This window comes from Amycolatopsis tucumanensis, from assembly GCF_021654135.1.
In the GTDB taxonomy this organism is placed as follows: domain Bacteria; phylum Actinomycetota; class Actinomycetes; order Mycobacteriales; family Pseudonocardiaceae; genus Amycolatopsis_E; species Amycolatopsis_E tucumanensis.
The window spans coordinates 20,371-40,810 of record NZ_JAKGSD010000029.1 but is presented as its reverse complement, the minus strand read 5'-3'; the positions used below and the strand labels follow the sequence as shown (position 1 = coordinate 40,810).

The 20,440-nt window shown below is 72.9% G+C and carries 16 protein-coding genes and 1 pseudogene; 3 read left to right on the top strand and 14 right to left on the bottom strand.

From position 1 onward, the window contains the following. Positions 1–15 precede the first annotated feature (15 nt). Positions 16–1,260 carry an alpha/beta hydrolase gene (locus L2C96_RS25895; protein WP_237338108.1) on the top strand — a complete coding sequence of 415 codons (1,245 nt, stop codon included), beginning with the start codon at positions 16–18 and terminating at the stop codon, positions 1,258–1,260. 162 nt (positions 1,261–1,422) lie between these two features. Here L2C96_RS25895 and L2C96_RS25890 read toward each other — a convergent pair whose 3' ends face one another. Together L2C96_RS25890 and L2C96_RS25885 are read right to left on the bottom strand one after the other, a co-directional pair. Then, the gene (locus L2C96_RS25890; protein ID WP_237338107.1) at positions 1,423–4,074 is read right to left on the bottom strand and encodes a DEAD/DEAH box helicase; all 2,652 of its coding nucleotides are present in this window, start codon (positions 4,072–4,074) and stop codon (positions 1,423–1,425) included. 23 nt (positions 4,075–4,097) lie between these two features. Continuing rightward, positions 4,098–6,092, bottom strand: coding sequence for an acyl-CoA dehydrogenase family protein (locus L2C96_RS25885; RefSeq protein ID WP_237338106.1), 1,995 nt, complete (start codon positions 6,090–6,092; stop codon positions 4,098–4,100). A gap of 117 nt (positions 6,093–6,209) precedes the next feature. Here L2C96_RS25885 and kstR point away from each other — a divergent pair, with 117 nt between their 5' ends. Together kstR and L2C96_RS25875 are read left to right on the top strand one after the other, a co-directional pair. Beyond that, on the top strand, positions 6,210–6,848 hold the full coding sequence (gene kstR / locus L2C96_RS25880; protein ID WP_020418797.1) for a cholesterol catabolism transcriptional regulator KstR: 639 nt from the start codon (positions 6,210–6,212) through the stop codon (positions 6,846–6,848). Positions 6,849–6,976: 128 nt separating this feature from the next. Further along, complete coding sequence (locus L2C96_RS25875; RefSeq protein WP_237338105.1) at positions 6,977–7,924, top strand: serine hydrolase; 948 nt, start codon at positions 6,977–6,979, stop codon at positions 7,922–7,924. Here the strand turns inward: L2C96_RS25875 and L2C96_RS25870 are convergent. From L2C96_RS25870 to L2C96_RS25815, 12 genes and pseudogenes are all read right to left on the bottom strand, one after another. Beyond that, on the bottom strand, positions 7,917–8,726 hold the full coding sequence (locus L2C96_RS25870; protein ID WP_237338104.1) for an LLM class F420-dependent oxidoreductase: 810 nt from the start codon (positions 8,724–8,726) through the stop codon (positions 7,917–7,919). The two genes, L2C96_RS25875 and L2C96_RS25870, sit on opposite strands and share 8 nt — an antisense overlap. Next, complete coding sequence (locus L2C96_RS25865) at positions 8,723–9,553, bottom strand: LLM class F420-dependent oxidoreductase (RefSeq protein ID WP_020418800.1); 831 nt, start codon at positions 9,551–9,553, stop codon at positions 8,723–8,725. The genes L2C96_RS25870 and L2C96_RS25865 overlap by 4 nt, the downstream gene beginning before the upstream one ends. Before the next feature lie 61 nt (positions 9,554–9,614). After that, entirely contained in the window at positions 9,615–11,288 is a 1,674-nt protein-coding gene (gene ptsP, locus L2C96_RS25860; protein WP_237338103.1) for a phosphoenolpyruvate--protein phosphotransferase, read from the bottom strand. Continuing rightward, on the bottom strand, positions 11,281–11,547 hold the full coding sequence (locus L2C96_RS25855; RefSeq protein ID WP_017983790.1) for an HPr family phosphocarrier protein: 267 nt from the start codon (positions 11,545–11,547) through the stop codon (positions 11,281–11,283). The genes ptsP and L2C96_RS25855 overlap by 8 nt, the downstream gene beginning before the upstream one ends. Before the next feature lie 18 nt (positions 11,548–11,565). Then, positions 11,566–13,050 carry a PTS fructose transporter subunit IIC gene (locus tag L2C96_RS25850; protein WP_237338102.1) on the bottom strand — a complete coding sequence of 495 codons (1,485 nt, stop codon included), beginning with the start codon at positions 13,048–13,050 and terminating at the stop codon, positions 11,566–11,568. Next, complete coding sequence (locus L2C96_RS25845) at positions 13,047–13,499, bottom strand: PTS sugar transporter subunit IIA (protein WP_020418803.1); 453 nt, start codon at positions 13,497–13,499, stop codon at positions 13,047–13,049. The genes L2C96_RS25850 and L2C96_RS25845 overlap by 4 nt, the downstream gene beginning before the upstream one ends. Positions 13,500–13,504: 5 nt before the next feature. After that, positions 13,505–14,446: a 1-phosphofructokinase gene (gene pfkB / locus L2C96_RS25840; RefSeq protein WP_237338101.1), complete on the bottom strand. Its 942-nt coding sequence runs from the start codon at positions 14,444–14,446 to the stop codon at positions 13,505–13,507. A 113-nt stretch (positions 14,447–14,559) separates the two neighbouring features. Then, positions 14,560–14,718, bottom strand: a pseudogene (locus L2C96_RS25835) (1-phosphofructokinase); the annotation flags it as partial. A 109-nt stretch (positions 14,719–14,827) separates the two neighbouring features. Further along, complete coding sequence (locus L2C96_RS25830) at positions 14,828–15,589, bottom strand: DeoR/GlpR family DNA-binding transcription regulator (RefSeq protein WP_237338100.1); 762 nt, start codon at positions 15,587–15,589, stop codon at positions 14,828–14,830. 122 nt (positions 15,590–15,711) lie between these two features. Next, positions 15,712–18,948, bottom strand: coding sequence for a fused isobutyryl-CoA mutase/GTPase IcmF (gene icmF, locus L2C96_RS25825; RefSeq protein WP_237338099.1), 3,237 nt, complete (start codon positions 18,946–18,948; stop codon positions 15,712–15,714). Between the two features lie 165 nt (positions 18,949–19,113). Next, a complete protein-coding gene (locus L2C96_RS25820; protein ID WP_017983797.1) occupies positions 19,114–19,725 on the bottom strand; it encodes a GTP-binding protein in 612 nt (203 codons plus the stop codon). Next, complete coding sequence (locus L2C96_RS25815; protein WP_237338098.1) at positions 19,706–20,437, bottom strand: DUF742 domain-containing protein; 732 nt, start codon at positions 20,435–20,437, stop codon at positions 19,706–19,708. The genes L2C96_RS25820 and L2C96_RS25815 overlap by 20 nt, the downstream gene beginning before the upstream one ends. Between the last annotated feature and the right edge of the window lie 3 nt (positions 20,438–20,440).

Below are 20,440 nucleotides of genomic sequence, written 5' to 3'. Positions count from 1 at the left end.
CTACGATCACGGGGTATGCGACCCCGATTCCTCACCCGCCGGGCGGTCCAGCTCGCCCTGACCGCGAACGCCCTTCGCCCGGTGCCGGGGGTGCGCGCCTCGGTGCCCGCGTTCTTCGCGGGGTGGCTGACCAGTGAGCTGGCGCCGCACCTGCTCGCCCTGACCGCGGCCGACACGGCGGCGCACCTGGCGCGGCACGGGGCGCGGTCCGTGCAAGACCGGGTCGGCCTCGGCCTGGCCGCGGCGTCGGCCGCCGGGCTGGGGTCGCTGATCGTCACGTCGCAGCGGGCGCGGGGCGCGGTCGAGGACGCGCTGGCCGAGGCGCTCGGGCCGAAGTACGTGGCGGACCTGTCGCGGCCGCCGGACGCGAAGGACCTGGCGACGCCGTGGGGTCAGCTGGTGCTGCCGTTCCGGATGCGCAACCCGGACGTGCGACGGGACCGCAACCTGGCGTACGCGCCGGGCGGCAAGCGGTTCCTGATGGACATCTACCGGCCGCGGGAGCCGGTCGAGGGGCGGCCGGTGCTGCTGCAGATCCACGGTGGCGCGTGGATGATCGACAGCAAGGACCACCAGGGCATCCCGCTGATGCTGCACATGGCGCAGCGCGGGTGGGTGTGCGTTGCGGTGAACTACCCGCTGTCGCCCAAGGCGCACTGGCCGGACCACATCGTCGGCGTGAAGCGGGCGGTGGCGTGGATTCGCGAGCACATCCATGAGTACGGGGGTGACTCGTCGTTCCTGGCCGCGACGGGTGGTTCGGCGGGCGGTCACCTGGCGGCGCTGCTGGCGCTGACCCCGAACGACGCCGGCCTGCAGCCGGGTTTCGCCGACGCCGACACGTCCGTGCAGGCGTGCGCCCCGCACTACGGCGTGTACGACTTCGCCGCGACGAGCGGTTCGACGGCGAGCAAGCAGCGGCTGCACGGGCTGCTGGCGCGGTACGTGGTGGGCAAGGACCCGGTGCGGTTCCTGGACGACTACATCGCCGCGTCGCCGCTGGACCGGATCACCGAGAAGGCGCCGCCGTTCTTCGTGATCCACGGGGCGCACGACTCGCTGGTGCCGGTCCGCGAGGCGCGGGAGTTCGTCCGCCGCCTGCGGGAGACGTCCGAGCAGCCGGTGGCGTACGCCGAGCTGCCGGGCGCGCAGCACGCGTTCGACGTGTTCCCGTCGATCCGGTCGGCGCACGTGGTGCGCGGCGTGGAGCGCTTCCTGGACTGGACGTACCTCCGCTGGCTGCGCGACCAGCGCGGGTGAGGCCCCGGCCCCGCGGAAATCTCGCCCGGCGTCGGCCAACGGCGAATCGGCGCGAGTGGCCGGCCCACCGCCTCGCACGGGCCCCAGGTGACCGAGCCCATGCCCTCGCTCACCTGCTCCCCGGGCTCCCTCCGGTGTGCTCCCCTCCCCCGCGCTCGCCCGTCATCCTGGCTGTCCCAGTTGCACGAGCGCCGTCAGTTCGTCGTCGGTCAGGTCGGTGATCCAGTCCTCCCCCGCGCCGACCACGGCTTCGGCCAGGCCGCGCTTCTCGGCGAGCACCGTGGCGATCCGTTCCTCCAGCGTGCCCTCCGCGATGAGCCGGTGGACCTGCACCGGCCGGTCCTGCCCGATCCGGTGCGCGCGGTCGGTCGCCTGGTCCTCGACCGCCGGGTTCCACCACCGGTCGTAGTGGATGACGTGGGTGGCGCGGGTGAGGTTCAGCCCCACGCCCCCGGCCTTGAGCGACAGCAGGAACACCGGCGCGTCACCGCGCTGGAACCGCGTCACCATCTCGTCCCGCTGCCGCGCCGGGTCGGCGCCGGACAGCAGCTGCACCGGCAGCCCCCGCTCGGTCAGCCGCGTTTCCAGCAGCCGGCACAGCTGCACGTACTGGCTGAACACCAGCACGCTCTCGCCCTCGTCCAGGATCACGTCCAGCAGCTCCTCGAACGCGGCGAGCTTGCCCGACCGCCCGGCGACCGGCCCGCTCTCCTTGAGGTACTGCGCCGGGTGGTTGCAGATCTGCTTCAGCTCGGTGAGCAGCTTGAGCACCTGCCCGCGCCGCTGCACGCCCCGCGACTCGCGGATCTTCGCCAGGTTCTCCCGCACCACCGCCTCGTACAGGGTGGCCTGCTCGGCGGTCAGCGGCACGTACCGGTCGGTCTCGGTCTTGCTGGGCAGTTCCGGCGCGATGTCCGGGTCGGTCTTGCGCCGCCGCAACAGGAACGGCCGCACCGTCGCCGCGAGGCGCTCGACGCTGCCGGCGTCGCGGTCACGTTCGACCGGGCGCGCGATCGTGCGTCGGAAGTGGTCGAGCGTGCCGAGCAGGCCGGGCGTCGTCCAGTCCAGGATCGACCACAGCTCGGTGAGCCGGTTCTCCACCGGCGTCCCGGTCAGCGCGACCCGCGCCGCGGCCGGGATCCGGCGCAGTTCCCTGGCCGTGACCGACAGCGGGTTCTTGACGTGCTGCGCCTCGTCCGCCGCGACCAGCCCCCAGTCCACTTCGGACAGCGTGGCCCGGTCGCGGCGCAGCACCCCGTACGTGGCGAGCACGACCTCGTCCGGCTCCAGGTCGTCCAGGTGCCGACGCCCGCCGTGGAAGCGCCGCACCGGCACCTTCGGCGCGAACCGGGCGAACTCGCGCTCCCAGTTGCCCAGCAGCGAGGTCGGGCACAGCACCAGTGTCGGCCCGGCCTGCAGCGTCCGGCGGTGCAGGTGCAACGCGATGAGCTGGATCGTCTTGCCGAGGCCCATGTCGTCGGCGAGGATCCCGCCGAGCCCCAGCTCGGTCATCCGGGCCAGCCAGGACAACCCCGCGCGCTGGTAGGGCCGCAGCGTGGCCTGCAGGTCGGTGGCCGGATCGACCGGACCGGCGGGGGCACGCAGCCGCTCCACGAGACCGTCGAGCGCGGGCGGGGCGGCGAAGGCCAGCTGCTCGTCGTCGACCTCCAGCTCGCCGGTGAGGGCCGCGGCCAGTGCCTGCGCGCCCGTCACGCTGCGGCCCGCCCGGCGCAGGCGGGCGGACAGGAACGGGTCGGCGCGCACCCACTGCCCGCGCAGCCGCACCAGCGGCCGCTTGGCCTCGGCCAGCGCGGCGACCTCGGCCTCGGTGAGGGTTTCGCCGCCCAGGCTGAGCTGCCAGCGGAACCGCAGCAGGTCGGTCAGCCGGAACACGCCGCCGCCCTCGCTACCCGGGGACGGCGTGACGCTCGCCTTGGCCCGCACCGGTTCGCCTGCCATGCCGCGCGGCCACAGCACCTCGACCCCGGCGGCGGCGAGCGCCGCGGACCCGCCGTCGAGCAGTTCGACGACTTCGTCATCGTCCAGGAGCAGCTCGCCGGAGGCCCCGAGCACGCGGCCGAGCGGGGCCCAGGCGCGGGCGCCGCGCCGGAGACCGACGAGCAGCTGGGCCTCGACCTGCTCGCCGAAACGGGACCGGACAGCGCTCGGCGCGTTCCACAACGACGCCACGTCGACGACCAGGCTGGGGTCGGCGGAACTGCGCAGGGCGACGACTCCGGCGAACGCGAAGCCGTCGTCGGTCTCGCGCACCTCGACGCGGAGCTGGAGCTGCGCGCCGAGCCCGTCGGCGGGACCGCGGACGAGCACGTCGGCGGTGGCGTCCCACAGCGCGCGGACGAGCGTTTCCGGCGAGTGCAGCCGGATGCGTTTGAGGCCGGACAGCGGGAGGGCGTGCGCCTCAGGCGGCAGCGCGGCGGCCAGGTCGCGCAGGAGGTCCTCGTCGGCGGCGTCGAGCGGCCCGGCGCGCCAGGAGTCCACTTCGGACGGTGCCCCGGCGGATCGGAACCGGCCGCGCTCGACGAGGTCCACCCCCGCGGAGACGGCGGCGGACCAGGCGGCCAGCGACGGGCCGGCATCGGTGACGGCGAGCAGGCGCGGGATGGCGTCGGCCAGCGGGAGGACGTGCGCGTCCACCTTGGCGCGGCGGAAGGACTTCCCGGCACCGGCGGGCAGCACGAGCTCGACCGGCGTCGGCCCCGGCTCGTCGCCCCAGACGGCGAGCACGCCGTCCCGGGGCGGGTCCGAGGGCACGAAGATCGCCCTGGTCGTCTCGGTCCACTCCACGGTGATCACCCTAGGCGGGACCACCGACAGTTTCAGGAGCGCGGCAGCCCCAGCAGGCGTTCCGCCGCCACCGACAGCAGGATCTGCGTCGTGCCGCCGGCGATGCTCAGGCAGCGCGTCAGCAGGAACTCGTGTTGCGCCGCCGCCGTCTCGTCGGTCACCAGGACACCCGGCGGCCCGAGCAGCTCCAGCGCCGCCTCCGCCGCGGCCTGCCGGTGCCGCACGCCGATCAGCTTCCGCACGCTCGCCTCCGCCCCCGGGTCCTGCCCGGCCAGGCGCCGCAGCGTCGACCGCAGGTCGAGCAGAGCGCACGCCGAACCCTCGGCCACCAGCGCACCGAGCCGTTCCAGCACCGCCGGATCCGGCTCACGCACCGCCGCCAGCAGCGACTCCACCGCCTCCCCCACCGACGAGCCGCCGCTCATCGCCACGCGTTCGTTCGCCAGCGTCGTCCGTGCCAGGCGCCAGCCGCCGTTCACCTCGCCGACCACGTTCGCCGACGGCACGAACACGTCGTCGAGGAAGACCTCGTTGAACCGCTCCACCCCGGTGATCTCGCGCAGCGGGCGGACGTCGATCCCGGGTGACGACATGTCGACCAGGAAGTACGTGATGCCCTGGTGCTTGGGCGCGTCCGGATCGGTGCGCGCGAGGCAGATGGCCCAGTCCGCCTCCTGCGCGAGCGACGTCCAGACCTTCTGCCCGGACAACACGAACCCACCGTCCACTTCGGTCGCCCGCGTCCGCAGCGAAGCCAGGTCGGAGCCGGCCCCTGGCTCGCTGAACAACTGGCACCAGGTCAGCTCACCACGCAGTGTCGGCATCACGAACCGCTGCCGCTGCTCGTCCGTGCCGTGCTCCAGGATGGTCGGCACCGCCCAGGCGCCGATCACCAGATCGGGCCGCGTCACCCCCGCGCGCGCCAGTTCGGCATCGATGACCAGTTGCCGCGCCGGCGTCGCGTCCAGCCCGTAGGGCGCGGGCCAGTGCGGCATCAGGTAGCCACTCGTCGCCAGCCGCTCGCGACGTTCCCCCTCGGGCAGCGCGGCGATCTCCGCCACCGTCGCACGCACGGTCGGGTCGAAGTGCTCCGACAGGTCGACCCCCAGCTCCCGCCGCACCCCGGCCAGGGCGAGCGAAGCCGCCGAACGGCGCCACGCGGCCGAACCGCCCAGCCACTGCCGCAACGCCACCGCGCGGCGCAGGTACCGGTGCGCGTCGTGCTCCCAGGTGAACCCGATCCCGCCGAGGACCTGGATGCAGTCCTTCGCGGTGTCCACCGCCGCGTCCAGCGCCCCGGCGGCCGCCACCGACGCGGCGAACTCGTGCTGCTCCGGCGACTCGCCGGCAGCCCGGGCCGCGTCCCACGCCAGCGCCCCGGCCAGCTCGGCCCGGCACAGCATCTCCGCGCACAGGTGCTTGACCGCCTGGAACGACCCGATCGGCCGGCCGAACTGCTCCCGCACCTTCGCGTGCTCCGACGCCGTCGCCACGCACCAGCGCGCGATCCCGGCCGCCTCCGCCGCGGCCAGCGTCGCCGCGAAAACCCCCAGCTCGGCGCCCTCGAACACGGTGCCGTCACCGTCTGGCACCCGCCCGAACGAGCGGGACAGGTCGAACGACTCGACGGCTTCCGCGCCCCGCTCCCGCACGCTCCACGTGTCGCCGTCGGCCACCAGCAGGTGGGTGGCGTCCGCGTCGAGCACCGGCCCGTCCGGCGACAACGCCACGCCCGCGCTCGCGGAGCCGTCCGCGAACGCCGGGAGCAGCTCCTTCGCCGCCGGAGACCCGCCGCGTCGCCCCAGCACCAGCGCCGCCAGCACGGTCCCGAGCACCGGCCCCGGCACGAGCGCGGCCGCGGCCTCCTCGACGGCCACGGCGGCGTCGGCGACCGTCCCGCCCGCGCCGCCCAGGTCCTCCGGCACCCCGATGCCGAACACGCCGATGGCGGTCAGGTCGTCCCGGCTCCTGGCGCCGGAGCGGATCGTCCCGGCGAGCTCGCGCTGCTCCGCGGTGAGGACTGACATGCGGCTCACTATAGAACGTGTTTCAGTTTTGTGGCGAGATCCACTCGATGCGCGAGATCAGGAGGCGGGCCGGTAAGCTGTGAGGTGAAACTGAAACAAGTTCCGGAGCAGGTGCCGATGGCCGCCAAAGCGAAGACGTCCACCCAACCGAAGAACGGGATGAGCGCGTTGTCCAGCGACGAGCTCGGTTCCGCCGCGCAGCGGGACCGGCGACGGCGCATCATCGACGCGACCCTGGCGCTGGCGTCCAAGGGCGGGTACGACGCCGTCCAGATGCGGGCCGTGGCCGAGAAGGCCGACGTCGCGCTGGGCACCCTCTACCGCTACTTCCCGTCGAAGATCCACCTGCTGGTCTCCGGCCTGGCCAGGGAGTTCGAGCGCGCGCACGAGAAGCTGCAGCGGACGAGCATCCCGGGCGACACGCCGAGCGAGCGGCTCATCTTCGTGCTCAGCCGCAACACCCGGCTGATGCAGCGCGACCCGCACCTGACCGAGGCGATGGTCCGGGCGTTCATGTTCGCCGACACCACGGCCGCCGCCGAGGTCGAGCAGGTCGGCAGGCTGCTGGAGAGCATGTTCGCGCGCGCCATGGGCATCGAGGAGCCGACCGAGCACGACCGCGCGGTCTTCCACCTCATCGCCGACGTGTGGATGGCGAACCTGGTCGCGTGGGTCACCCGCCGCGCGTCCGCCGCCGACGTCGCCAACCGGCTGGAGCTGTCGGTGCACCTGCTGCTGGACAACAACACGCGCTGACACCGATCGGTCGCGATCCGTCGCGGTAGTTGGGAACTCCCTGGCAGCCCGCTGTGAATTCCCTGTAGAACACCGGAATCCGGGATCCGGCTGCAACAAGTCGCGATCATGGCCGCGTTTGTGTGGTCATGAGAAGCAGGACGGCCGGCAAGGTCGTGCTCCCGGCCGCGGTGTTCGGCGCCGTGACCATGCTGATCTTCACGGTCCAGCACCAGCCGCGGGCGTCCTCGGCGAGCCCGGTCGTGCAGGTGAGCGCCCCGGTGACGTCGACGACCACCCCGGAGCCGTCGACGCCGCCGGCCACCCAGGCCGACCCGGCGCCCGCCGGGGACATCCCGCCGGAGTCGGAGCCGGCGGAGGACGACACCGTCGCCAGGCGGGTCCAGGACCTCGCGCAGGCGAGAGTGGCGAGCGCCGAGGTCGGGGTCGAGGTGTACGACCGGCAGACCGGCGTCGTCCTGACGCAGCTCAACGCCGACCGGCAGTTCTACTCGATGTCCGTGGTCAAGCTGTTGATCGCGCTGGACGTGCTGCGGGCGAGCGGCTGGGCCCTGCCGTCGGGCAGCACGCAGACCCAGCTGACCAGGATGATCACCGCCAGCGACGACGGCATCGCCAGCAGCCTGTGGGTCGCCCACGGCGGCACCGGCATCGTGACCCGCATGGCCAAGCTGATCGGGCTGACCGGCACCGAGCCGCCGTCGTCGGCAGGCCAGTGGGGATCGACGAAGATCACCGCCGCGGACGTGGTCAAGGTCTACAACTACATCGAGGACGAGCTGCCGCAGGCCAGCCGCGACCTGCTCTACGACGCGATGTACCACGCCTCCGAACACGGCTCGGACGGCACGGACCAGTACTTCGGGATCCCGGACGGGCTTCCCGGCACGACGTGGGCGATCAAGCAGGGCTGGGGCACCAGCGGTTCGGAGGCGGTGTACAACACGACGGGCCTGCTCGGCGCCGACGCCAGGTACGTCGTGGTCGTCCTGATCGCGGCGCCGTCCCGCTACTACCGCACCCTGCCGATGGCGCTCACCGCCGGCACCGCAGCCCTGCTGCCGCTGGTCAGCTGACGCGCGGCACGAGCGCGGCCAGCGCGTCCAGCCTGCGCAGGGTGTCGCCCTCCGACGCGGCGGGCAGGCCCAGCGTGACGCGCTCGGCTCCGGCCTCGGCGTAGGCGTCGAGCAGCGCCGGGTCCGGCGGCGCGGACGTCGCGGTCACCGGAACCGATCCGGCCTGCGCCACCTGCGCCGCGGCCGCTTCCGGATCGCGCAGGGCGTTGGGCAGCCAGCCCGCTTCCAGCCGCTTCGCGCGGTCCAGCGCCGCGGTGCTGTTGCCGCCGATGTAGACCGGCACCTCACGCGCGGGCTTGGGCCACTGGAACACCGGGTCGAAATCCACGTGCACGCCGTGGAACTCGGCCTCGTCGTTCGTCCACAATGTCCGGAGTGCCTGGATCTGCTCGTCCAGCAGCGCGCCGCGGGTGCGCGGGTCCGTGCCGTGGTTGCGCATCTCCTCGCGGTTCCAGCCGACGCCCACGCCGAACAGGAAACGCCCGCCGGACAACAGGTCGAGGCTCGCCACGGACTTCGCGGTGTGCAGGACGTCCCGCTGGATCAGCAGGGTGATGCCGGTGCCCAGCTTGAGCGTCGTGGTCGCGGCGGCCGCCGCGGTCAGCGCGACGAACGGGTCGAGCGCGCGGTAGTAGGCCCGCGCCATCTCGCCGCCGGCCGGGTACGCGGTCTCCCGGCTGACCGGGATGTGCGAGTGCTCCGCGACGAACAGGGCGTCGAACCCGCGGTCCTCGACCGCCTTCGCCAGGACGTCCGGCCGGGCGGTCTCGTCGGTGACGAACGTCGAAATCCCCAGTTTCACCGGTAGCCCTCCGCGAGGGCGGCGAGCTCGTCCAGCTTGGTGAGCGTCTCCGATTCGGGGCGGGTGCCGAGCATGAACGTCACGCGCTCCACCCCGGCCTCGGCGTACCCGGCCAGCGCCTCCTCGCTGCGGCCGGCGCCGAAGACGGTGAACGGGACGTCGGGGCGGCCCTGCTCGGCCAGCCAGGCGCGGACGCGCTTGATCTCCTCCGGTGGCGTGTGCGACCGCGGCATCCAGCCGTCGGCGTGGTTGAGGAGCCGGGTGAGCGCGGCCTCGCTCTCACCGCCCACGTAGATCGGCGGGTGCGGGCGCTGCACCGGCTTGGGCCACTGCCAGATCGGGTCGAAGTCGACGTGCTTGCCGTGGAACTCGGCCTCGTCCTGCGTCCAGATCGCCTTGAGCGCCTGGATCTGCTCGTCGATCAGGGCGCCGCGGGTGCGCGGCTCGGTGCCGTGGTTGCGCATCTCCTCGCGGTTCCAGCCCACGCCGACACCGAAGGCGACGCGGCCGCCGGAGAGCAGGTCGAGGCTCGCGACCTCCTTGGCGGTGTGGATGACGTCGCGCTGCACCAGCAGGGCGACACCGGTGAAGAGCAGCAGGTCGCGGGTCTCCGCCGCGGCCGCGGTCAGCGCCACGAACGGGTCCAGCGTGCGGTAGTAGACGCGGGGCAGCTCACCGCCGCCCGGATAGGGGCTTTCCCGGCTGACCGGGATGTGCGAATGCTCGGCGAGCAGCAGTGAATCGAACCCGCGCTCCTCCAGCGCGCGGCCGAGCGCGCCCGGCCGGATGCCTTCGTCGGTGACGAACGTCGAGATCCCGAACTTCATGCTCCGACGTAACTCCCGGACCGGGGCGCGCTATTCCCGCTCGCGTCGTGTGCCGCGGGCCTCACCCGGCCCCGGCCGCGGCGGCGACCCGCTCCCGGGCGCTCGCCGCGTCCGGGGCGGACAGGGCGAGCTGCGCGAGCTCCGCGCATTCGGCGGCGGTGTGGGCCGCGAGCGCGAGGCGGACGGCGGGCAGCGCGGACGGCGCCATCGACAGGCTCGTCACCCCGAGACCCACCAGCACCAGCGCCAGCAACGGATCGCTCGCCGCCTCACCGCAGACACCGACCGGTTTGCCCGCCGCGGTGCCCGCCGCACCCGTCAGCCGGACCAGCTCCAGGAGCGCGGGCTGCCACGGGTCGAGCAGGCCGGCCAGTTCACCGGCCATCCGGTCGGCGGCGAACGTGTGCTGGCCGAGGTCGTTGGTGCCGATGCTGACGAAGTCGCAGGCGCCCAGGATCGCGTCTGTCCGCAGCGCGGCCGCGGGCACCTCGACCATCGTCCCGGCGACCGGGAGCCCGTGCGCTCGGGCGGCGGCGGCGAACTCCGCAGCCTCGGCCTGTGTGGACACCATCGGCGCCATCACCCACACGTCGGCCGTGCTGGCGTCGCGGGCGGCGGCGATCGCGGTCAGCTGGTCCGCCAGCATCCGCGGGTGGCGCCGGGCCAGGCGCAGGCCGCGCACACCGAGCGCCGGGTTGGGCTCGTCGCCGTGGTCGACGAACGCGAGCGGCTTGTCCGCCCCCGCGTCGAGCGTGCGCACCACGACCTTGCGGCCGCCGAACGCCTGGAACACCTCGGCGTAGCTCCGGCGCTGCTCCTCGACCGACGGCTCGTCGGCCCGGTCCAGGTACAGGAACTCGGTGCGCAGCAGGCCCACGCCCTCCGAGTCGGCGGCTGCCGCGGCCGCGAGGTCACGGGCCGCCCCGACGTTCACCAGCAACGCCACCGGAACGCCGTCCGCGGTCCGGCCCGGGCCGCTGGAGGCCGCCAGCGCGGCAGCGTGCTCGGCCGCCTCGGCCTCCGCCGCCTCGACGAGCGAGTCCGGCGGGTCGACGACCACCTCCCCCGTCGCGCCGCGGACGAGCACCGGCGTCCCGTCGGTCAGCGATGCCGCACCGGCACAAGCCACGACCGCCGGGATGCCCAGCGATTTCGCCAGGATCGCCGTGTGGCTGGTGGGCCCGCCCAGCTCGGTGACGATCGCGCGCACCTGGTCCGCGTCGAGCACCGCGGTGTCGGCCGGCGCGAGGTCCCGTGCGACCAGGACGAACGGATGACCGGGGTCGGGCACGCCGGGCATCGGGACGCCGAGGATCCGCGCCACGGTGCGGTCCCGCAGGTCGTCGACGTCGGCGGCCCGCTCGGCGAGGTAACCGCCGGCCGCGGTGAGCGCGTCGCGGAACCCGGCGAACGCGTCGGCGACCGCGTGCGCCAAGCCGCGTCCGTCCTCCAGACGCGCCCGGATCCGGTCCACCAGCGCGGGATCGGCGACCATCATCGACTGCGCCAGCAGGACGTCCGCGGCCGCACCACCGGCCTGGGCCGAGCGTTCGTCGAGGAACGCGGCCACCTCGGCCAGCGCCGCACGCGCCCGCTCCACGGCGGCGGGCACGTCGGCTTCCGGCGCGTCCGCCTCCGGCAGCCGCGGTGGTTCGGCGAGCCGGGCGACCGGGCCGTGCGCGACGCCCGGGCTGACGCCGATCCCGGTCACCGGGCGGAGGACGACCTCACCCATCGTGGTTCGCCGCCACGATCGCGGCCAGCTCGTCGAGCGCCTGCTCGGCCTGCGGACCGTCGGCGCTGAGCACGACCTCGTCCCCGCCCCGGGCGCCGAGGCCGAGCACGGACAGGATGCTGCGGGCGTCGACGGGGTCGGCGCCGTCCTTGCCGATGCTCACCGGCACCGGCTGCGCGGCGGCGGCCTTGACGAACAGTGCGGCGGGACGGGCGTGCAGGCCAACGGTGGACCCGACGACGACACGGCGTTCCGGCATGGCAGTTCTCCTCGGGCGTCAGGCCGCGACGGCCTGGGTGGACGTTTCGGGGGTGGCCGCGGCCGGCGCGCGGTCGCGGCCGATGCTCTTGGCGAGCAGCACGCAGCCGCAGGTGACGAGCGTGCCGATCGCGACGGCGAGCAGGAACAGCAGCGGGTTGCCGATGAGCCCGACCACCCAGATGCCGCCGTGCGGGGCAGGCGAGGTGGCGCCGAAGGCCGCGACCAGCGCGCCGGTGGTGGCGCTGCCGAGCATCAGCGACGGGATGATCCGGAACGGGTCGCCCGCGGCGAACGGGATCGCGCCCTCGGTGATGAACGACAGCCCGAGCAGCCAGCCGGCCTGGCCCGCCTGCCGCTCCGCCGGGGTGAACCGGTTGCGGCGCACCAGGGTGGCCAGCGCCAGCCCCAGCGGCGGCGTCATGCCTGCCGCCATCACCGCGGCCATGATCACGTAGTTGCCGCTGGCGAGCGCGGCCAGGCCGAAGGTGTAGGCCACCTTGTTCACCGGGCCGCCCATGTCGAAGGCCATCATCAGCCCGAGCAGGGCGCCGAGCACCCACGCGCTGCCGCCGGACAGGCCGGACAGCCAGTCGCTCAGGCCGGTCTGCGCGGCCGCGATCGGCTCGCCCACCACGACGACCATGAGGAACCCGACGACCAGCGTGGACACCAGCGGGATCACCACGACGGGCATCACCCCGGCCACCCCGCGCGGCACCTTCAGCTTCTTCAGGCCCAGCGTGACCGCGCCGGCCAGCAGACCGGACACGAGACCGCCGAGGAACCCGGCGCCGGTCGCGGTGGCGAGCAGGCCGCCCACGATGCCGGGCGCGATGCCCGGCCGGTCGGCCATGCCGAACGCGATGAACCCGGACAGGATCGGCACGAGCATCTCGAACGCCAGCGACCCGATCTTGAACAGCACCCCGGCGATCCCGGCCTGGCTCATCAGGTCGGACACGTTCTCGATGCCCGGGTAGGTGACGCCCTGGAAGTCGCCGCCGCCGACCTTGGCCGCGACCTCCGGGCCGCCGATCAGGAACGACAGTGCGATGAGGATCCCGCCCGCGGCGACGAAGGGGATCATGTAGGACACGCCGGTCATCAGCCACTGGCGCAACCGGGTGCCGAACCCCGCGGAAGCGTCCACCTTGGACGCCAGCTCGGGCGCGGACGGCGCGGCTGGGGCCGTGCCCTCCTCGGCGGCCTTGACGGCCTGCGCGATCAAGCCGGCCCCGTCGTTGATGGCGGCCTTGACCCCGGCCGTGACCGTGGGCTTGCCGGCGAACCGTTCCCGGTCCCGGACGTCGACGTCGGCGGCGAAGACCACGGCGTCGGCCTCGGCGATCCGGGCGGGGTCGAGCGGCGCGGACCCGGCCGCGCCCTGGGTTTCGACGAGCATCTCGTGCCCGGCGGCCTTCGCGGCCTGCTCCAGGGCCTCGGCGGCCATGTAGGTGTGCGCGATCCCGGTCGGGCACGACGTGACTGCCACGAACTTCATCGTCCGAGCACCTCCTGGCGGACGAGCTGGACGACGGCGTCCGCGTCGGGCGCGTCGAGCAGCGACTGGCGGAACGACTGGTGCACGAGGCGCCGGGCGAGCTGGGCGAGGATGGTCATGTGCTCCTCGCCGCCGCCTTCGGGCGCGGCGATGAGGAAGATCAGGCGGGCCGGGCCGTCGGAGGCGCCGAAGTCGACGCCGGCGGCGGACCGGCCGAAGGCCAGCGTCGGTTCGGTGACGAACGCCGAGCGGGCGTGCGGGATGCCGATGCCGCCTTCGATGCCGGTCGGCATCTGCTCCTCGCGCTTGCGGATGTCGGCGAGGAAGCCGTCCAGGTCGGTGACCCGGCCCGCGGCGACGAGCCGTCGCGCGAGCCCGGCGGTGACCTCGGCGCGGTCGGCGCCGGGGACGTCGAGGTCGACCAGATCGGCGGTGATGAGTTCGGCCATCGGTATCACTCCTTGAGTTCTCGGTCGGCGTCGACCGAAGGGTGGATCGTGACGCCGATGCGGGCGACATCGGCGGGTGCGGGCATCCGGCTGCCGGGCAGCGCCGCGGCGGCGGCGCCCCAGGCCAGTGCCCTGGCGAGGGCGTCCCGGCCGGCGCCGCCCGCGGCGAGGAACCCCGCGAGCAGCGCGTCACCGGCGCCGACGGTGCTGCGCGCGACCGGCACGGGCGCCTCCCCGTGCAGGGCGGCACCGTCGTCGACGAGCACCGCGCCGTCGGGCCCGAGGCTGGCCAGGACGGTCCGGGCGCCGCGCGACCGCAGCACCCCGGCCGCCACGACGGCGTCGCCGAGCGTGCGCACCGGCATCCCGGCGCACGCGGCCAGCTCCTCCCGGTTGGGTTTGACCAGGTCCGGCCCCTCGGCGAGGGACCGGTCGAGCGCCGAGCCGGACGAGTCGACCGCGACGCGCAACCCGGCCTCGTGACCGCGCCGGACCAACCGGGCGTAGGTGTCCCGCGGCGCGCCCGGCGGCAGGCTGCCGCAACCGGCGAGCCAGACCGTGCCGTCCTCGCACGCGCCGAGGGCCGCGTGCAGCAACGCTTCCGCGTCACCGTCGGAGCACAGCGGGCCGGGCAGGTTGAGCTTGGTGACCACGCCGTCCGGCTCGGCGAGGGTGATGTTCGTGCGGGTGTCGCCGCCGATGGGCACCTGCCGGACCGCGACACCCTGCTCGTCGAGCAGTTCGGTGAGCCGCCGACCGTCGGCGCCGCCGGCGAACAGCACAGCCGCGGTCTTGCGCCCGTGCGCGGCCAGCGCCCGCGCGACGTTGACGCCCTTGCCGCCGGGATCCAACCTGGACGGTCCGGCGCGCAGGACTTCCCCGCGCCGCAGGGCATCCACCTCGACGGTGTGGTCGAGGCTGGGATTGGGGGTGACAGTGACGATCACGCCGCCACCATCCCGAGGCCGGCCGGGCGCAACTCCTCCACTGACCCGGCGAGACGGCGGGACGGAGCGGCGCGCAGGACTTCAGCCCGCCAGGGGGAATCCATCCCGACGGCGGTCTTGCGGCCGTGCGCGGCCAGCGCCCGCGCGACGTTGACGCCCTTGCCGCCGGGGTCCAACCTGGACGGTCCGGCGCGCAGGACTTCCCCGCGCCGCAGGGCATCCACCTCGACGGTGTGGTCGAGGCTGGGGTTGGGGGTGACGGTGACGATCACGCCGCCACCATCCCGAGGCCGGCCGGAGCGGCGCGCAGGACTTCCCCGCGCCGCAGCGCATCCGCGTCGACTGCGTGCTCGAGGTCGGGGCTGGGAATCACGGTGACGATCACGCCAGCACCACCTCCGGCCCCGCCGCGCGCAGCTCCTCCGCAAGGCCGTCGTCCAGCCCGGTGTCGGTCACGAACTTGTCCACTTCGGACAGCTCGCCGAAGCGGGCGAGGCAGTCGTTGCCGACCTTGGTGTGGTCGGCGAGCACGACCGTGCGGCGGGCGGCGCGGATCATCGCCCGCTTGACCGCCGCCTCCCCGATGTCGGGCGTGGTGAGCCCGCGCTCGGCGGAGATGCCGTTGGTGCCGACGAACGCGACGTCGACGAAGGTGTCGGCGAGCGCGCGCAGCGTCCAGTCCTCCACCGCGGCGAGCGTGCGGCCGCGGACCCGGCCGCCCAGCAACAGCACGGTGAGCTGCGGGCGGAGGGCCAGCTGCGGGACGACCGACACGGCGTTGGTCACCACCGTCAGCTCCCGGTCGGCAGGCAGGATCTCGGCGAGCCGGGCCGTGGTGGTGCCCGCGTCGAGCAGGATCGCGCCCTCCTCGGGCACCTCGGCGAGAGCGGCCTTGGCGATGCGCTCCTTCTCGGCCGTCATCACCGCGTCGCGGTCGGCCAGGCCGGGCTCGAACCCGAGCCGCTCGACCGGGATGGCCCCGCCGTGCACCCGGCGCAGCACCCCCTGGCGCTCCAGCACCGTCAGATCACGCCGCACGGTCTCCGTGGTGACCGCGAAGTTCGCGGCGAGCCACGACACGTCGACGCGGCCCAGGCTGCGGGCCCGCTCGACGATCTGCTGCTGACGCTCCTCTGCGTACATGTGGCTTCCTTGCCGTCGCCGTGTTGCTTTGTTTGGTTATATGTGGTTTCGAGTGGGGTTGTCAAGGCATGAAAAAATTCCCCGCCGCGGGGGCACCGCGGCGGGGAGTTCTGCCCAGCTGACTAGATGTTGCGCCGGTACTGGCCGCCGACCTCGAAGAACGCCTCCGTGATCTGGCCGAGCGAGCACACCCGCGCGGCGTCCATCAGCACCCCGAACAGGTTCTCGCCGCGGGTGGCGGCTTCGCGGAGCGCCTTGAGGGCCTGCTCGGCGTCGTGGCTGTGCCGCTGCTGGAAGTCGGCCAGCCGCGTCAGCTGCGACTGCTTCTCCTCCTCCGTCGCGCGCGCCAGCTCGACCTCGACCTCGTCCTCCTCCGGATGGGGGTTGCGGAACGTGTTCACCCCGACGATCGGCAGCGTGCCCTCGTGCTTGAGCCGCTCGTACAACATCGACTCGTCCTGGATGCGGCCGCGCTGGTAGCCGGTCTCCATCGCGCCCAGCACGCCGCCGCGCTCGGCAATCCGGTCGAACTCGGTGAGCACGGCCTCCTCGACCAGGTCGGTCAGCTCGTCGATGATGAACGAGCCCTGCAACGGGTTCTCGTTCTTCGACAGGCCCCACTCCTTGTTGATGATCATCTGGATGGCCATCGCACGGCGCACCGAGTTCTCGGTCGGGGTGGTGATCGCCTCGTCGTAGGCGTTGGTGTGCAACGAGTTCGCGTTGTCGTACAGCGCGCACAGCGCCTGCAGGGTGGTGCGGATGTCGTTGAAGCTCATCTCCTGCGCGTGCAGCGACCGGCCGGAGGTCTGCACGTGGTACTTGAGCTTCTGCGAGCGCTCGTTGGCGCCGTAGCGCTCCTTCATCGCGACCGCCCAGATGCGGCGCGCGACCCGGCCGAGCACCGAGTACTCGGCGTCCATGCCGTTGGAGAAGAAGAACGACAGGTTCGGCGCGAAGTCGTCGATGTGCATTCCGCGGGCAAGGTAGGACTCGACGTAGGTGAACCCGTTGGCCAGCGTGAACGCCAGCTGCGAGATCGGGTTCGCCCCGGCCTCGGCGATGTGGTAGCCGGAGATCGACACCGAGTAGAAGTTGCGCACCCCGTGCTCGATGAACCACTCCTGGATGTCGGCCATCATGCGCAGGCTGAACTCGGTGGAGAAGATGCAGGTGTTCTGGCCCTGGTCCTCCTTGAGGATGTCGGCCTGCACCGTGCCGCGCACCTGGCGCAGCGTCCACTCGCGCAGGTCCTCGGCCTCCGACGGCGTCGGCTCGCGCCCGTGCTCGGCGCGGAAGGCGTCCATCCGCTGGTCGATCGCGGTGTTCAGGAAGAACGCCAGGATCGTCGGCGCGGGACCGTTGATGGTCATCGACACCGACGTGTTCGGCGCGGTCAGGTCGAAGCCGTCGTAGAGCGCCTTCATGTCGTCCAGCGTCGCGATGGACACGCCGGAGGTGCCGATCTTGCCGTAGATGTCCGGTCGCGTGTCCGGGTCGTGCCCGTACAGCGTCACCGAGTCGAACGCCGTGGACAGGCGCTTGGCCTCGGAGTCGGCCGAGAGGTACTTGAAGCGGCGGTTGGTGCGGAACGCGTCGCCCTCGCCGGCGAACATGCGCGCCGGGTCCTCGCCCTCCCGCTTGAACGGGAAGACACCCGCGGTGTACGGGAAGTACCCGGGCAGGTGCTCGCGGCGCAGGAACGACAGCAGCTCGCCGCGGTCGGTGTAGCGCGGCAGCGCCACGCGCGGGATCCGGTTGCCGGACAGGGTTTCCCGCCACAGCTGGGTGCGCAGCTCCTTGTCCCGGATGCGGACGACCAGCTCCTCCTGCCGGTAGGACTCGGACAGCTCCTCCCAGCGCTCCAGCAGCCCGGCCACCGAGGGGTCCACTTCGGACTCCGCCTTGGCCAGCAGCGCCTCGATCGGGCCGGTGTCCGCGCCGTCGGCGGCCAGCGCCTCCTTCGCGGCCCGCAGCTGGTCGACCTTGCGCACGGCGGCGACCTGGTCCCGGGTCTTCTCGTGGTAGCCGCGCACGGTGGCGGCGATGTCGGCGAGGTAGCGCTCCTTCGCCGCCGGGATGATCACCGTCGCCCCGGTGGACACCTTGGTCTCCACCTTCGGCAGCTGACCGGCCGACACCGACAGGCCACGCTCGGCCAGCGCGTCGCGCAGGTACTGGTACAGCGCGGTCACGCCGTCGTCGTTGAAGCGCGCGGCGCTGGTGCCGAACACCGGCATGTCCTCGGGAGCGACGCCGAACGCCTCCCGGTTGCGCACCATCTGACGCGCCACGTCGCGGCGCGCGTCCTCGGCGCCGCGGCGCTCGAACTTGTTGATCGCCACCACGTCGGCGAAGTCGAGCATGTCGATCTTCTCCAGCTGCGACGCGGCGCCGAACTCCGGCGTCATCACGTACAGCGAGTAGTCGACGTGGTCCACGATGCCGGCGTCACCCTGCCCGATGCCGGGCGTCTCGACGATCACCAGGTCGTAGCCCGCGGCCTTGCACGCCAGCACGGCCTCGTCCAGGCCCTCCGGCACCTCCCCACCTGCCTGACGGGTCGCCAGCGAGCGGAAGTAGACCTGCGAGCCGTCCAGGCCGTTCATCCGGATCCGGTCGCCCAGCAACGCACCGCCGCCGCGGCGCCGGGTCGGGTCGACCGCCAGCACCGCGATGCGCAGCTTGTCCTCCTGGTCCAGCCGGAAGCGCCGGAGCAGCTCGTCGGTCAGCGACGACTTGCCCGAGCCGCCGGTGCCGGTGATGCCCAGAACCGGGACCGTCCGGGCGCGCGCCGCCTCCGTGACGCGGACCAGCCGGTCCTCGGCGACGCTGCCGGCCTGCAGCTGCGTGATGAACCGCGCGAGCGACGGCACGTCACCGGCCAGCAGGTCGTCGTCCGACCCGGCGGGCACCTCCGCCAGGTCGTAGTCGCACTCCTTGATCATCAGGTTGACCATGCCCGGCAGGCCCAGCTGGAGGCCGTCGTCCGGGGAGAAGATGCGCGCGACCCCGCGGGAGTGCAGCAGCTCGATCTCCTCGCGCACGATGACGCCGCCACCGCCGCCGTACACCTTGATGTGCCCGGCGCCGCGCTCGTTCAGCAGCTCGACGAGGTAGCTGAAGTACTCCACGTGGCCGCCCTGGTAGGCGCTGATCGCGATGCCGTGGGCGTCCTCGCTGATCGCGGCCGTGACGACCTCGTCCACCGACCGGTTGTGGCCGAGGTGGATGACCTCCGCACCCTGCGACTGCAGGATGCGCCGCATGATGTTGATCGAAGCGTCGTGCCCGTCGAACAGACTCGAGGCGGTGACGAACCGCACCGGGTGCACGGGCCGGTGAAGGGAGGCGTTCATGCCTCAAAAATACTTGGACTTCCTACTATCGCAAACCCAAGCGTGACCGCGGCGACATCCACCGCGGGACCGTAACGATTCAGTAGGCGGGCAGCACGAAGGCAGCGTCGACCGGACGGGTGCCGGGCCCCCGCCCCGGCACTTCCCCTGGCTACCGCGCCGGCGTCAGCGCGTGCCGGCGGCGCGCATCGCGATCCACTGCCGCATCGCGTACTCGACCAGCGTGATCAGCGTCTGCTTGGTCGACTCGCGGTCGCGGGCGTCGCAACGCACGATCGGGATGCTCTCGTCGATCGCCAGGGCCTCGCGCACGTCGCTCAGCTCGTGGTGGAGCTGACCGTCGAAGGTGTTGACGCCGATGATGTAGGGCAGCCTGCGGTCCTCGAAGAAGTCGACGGGCGCGAACGAGTCCGCCAGCCGCCGCGTGTCCGCGAGCACCACGGCGCCGATCGCGCCCTTCACCAGGTCGTCCCACATGAACCAGAACCGCTGCTGACCCGGCGTCCCGAACAGGTACAGGATCAGGTCGCTGTCCAGGGACACGCGGCCGAAGTCCATGGCCACGGTGGTGGTGGCCTTGTTGGGTGTCTGGTCGAGGTTGTCGATGCCGCGGCTCGCGTCGGTCATCATGGCCTCGGTGGTGAGCGGCACGATCTCCGAGACCGAGCCGACGAAGGTGGTCTTGCCGGCACCGAAGCCACCGGCCACCACGATCTTGGCCGAGGTCATGGTCTGCGGCGCGGTCTGCCGCGGTGCCTTAAAGCCGACGGAGTCCACTCAACACCCTTTCCATCAACATGAGATGCGCCTCGGCGTCGTCGTTGGTCGACATAGTGCGGTGCACGGTGACCAGCCCGGCATCGGCGGCATCGCTGATGAGGACTCTGGCCACGCCGATCGGGACCCGCAGCAGCGCTGCGATCTCCGCAACCGACCGCGGTGTCCGACATTCTTCCATGATCGAGCGGTGCTCGAACTGCACCGTCAGCGCTCCGGCGTCGAGCCGGGCGAGGACGGCGTCCTGGACGGAGATCAGCGTCTCCAGTTCCAGGGCGACCCGGGCCTTGGTGCGGCCGCCGGTGAGCGCGTACGGGCGCACCACGGCGGTCTCCTCGGCGGGGTGGATCTCGGGCTCCTCGCGCCGGAACGGCACGGGCCGCGACGGCTGGGCGGGCTGCACGGGTTCGAAGAACCCGCTGCCCGGCGAGGGGTCGAACAGGCTCGCCGGCCGGGCCGGGGGCTCCGGCTGGGGCGGCGGAGCGGGTGCCGGCTGCGGCTGTGGCGTCGGCGGTGGCGCGGGGGGCGCCTGCTCGGCCTGTGGTGTTTCGGGGGCTTCGGCCGTGTCGTTCCCGGGCTGCTGGTCGCGCTGCTTCTTGCGCTTCCGGCGGCCGCGCCCGGAGTCCAGGCTGAAGCTGTTCATCACGTCGGCGAACGTCGGCTCCGGTTCACCGCCGGACGTCGGGGAGCCACTCTCGGATCCCGTTGTCATGTC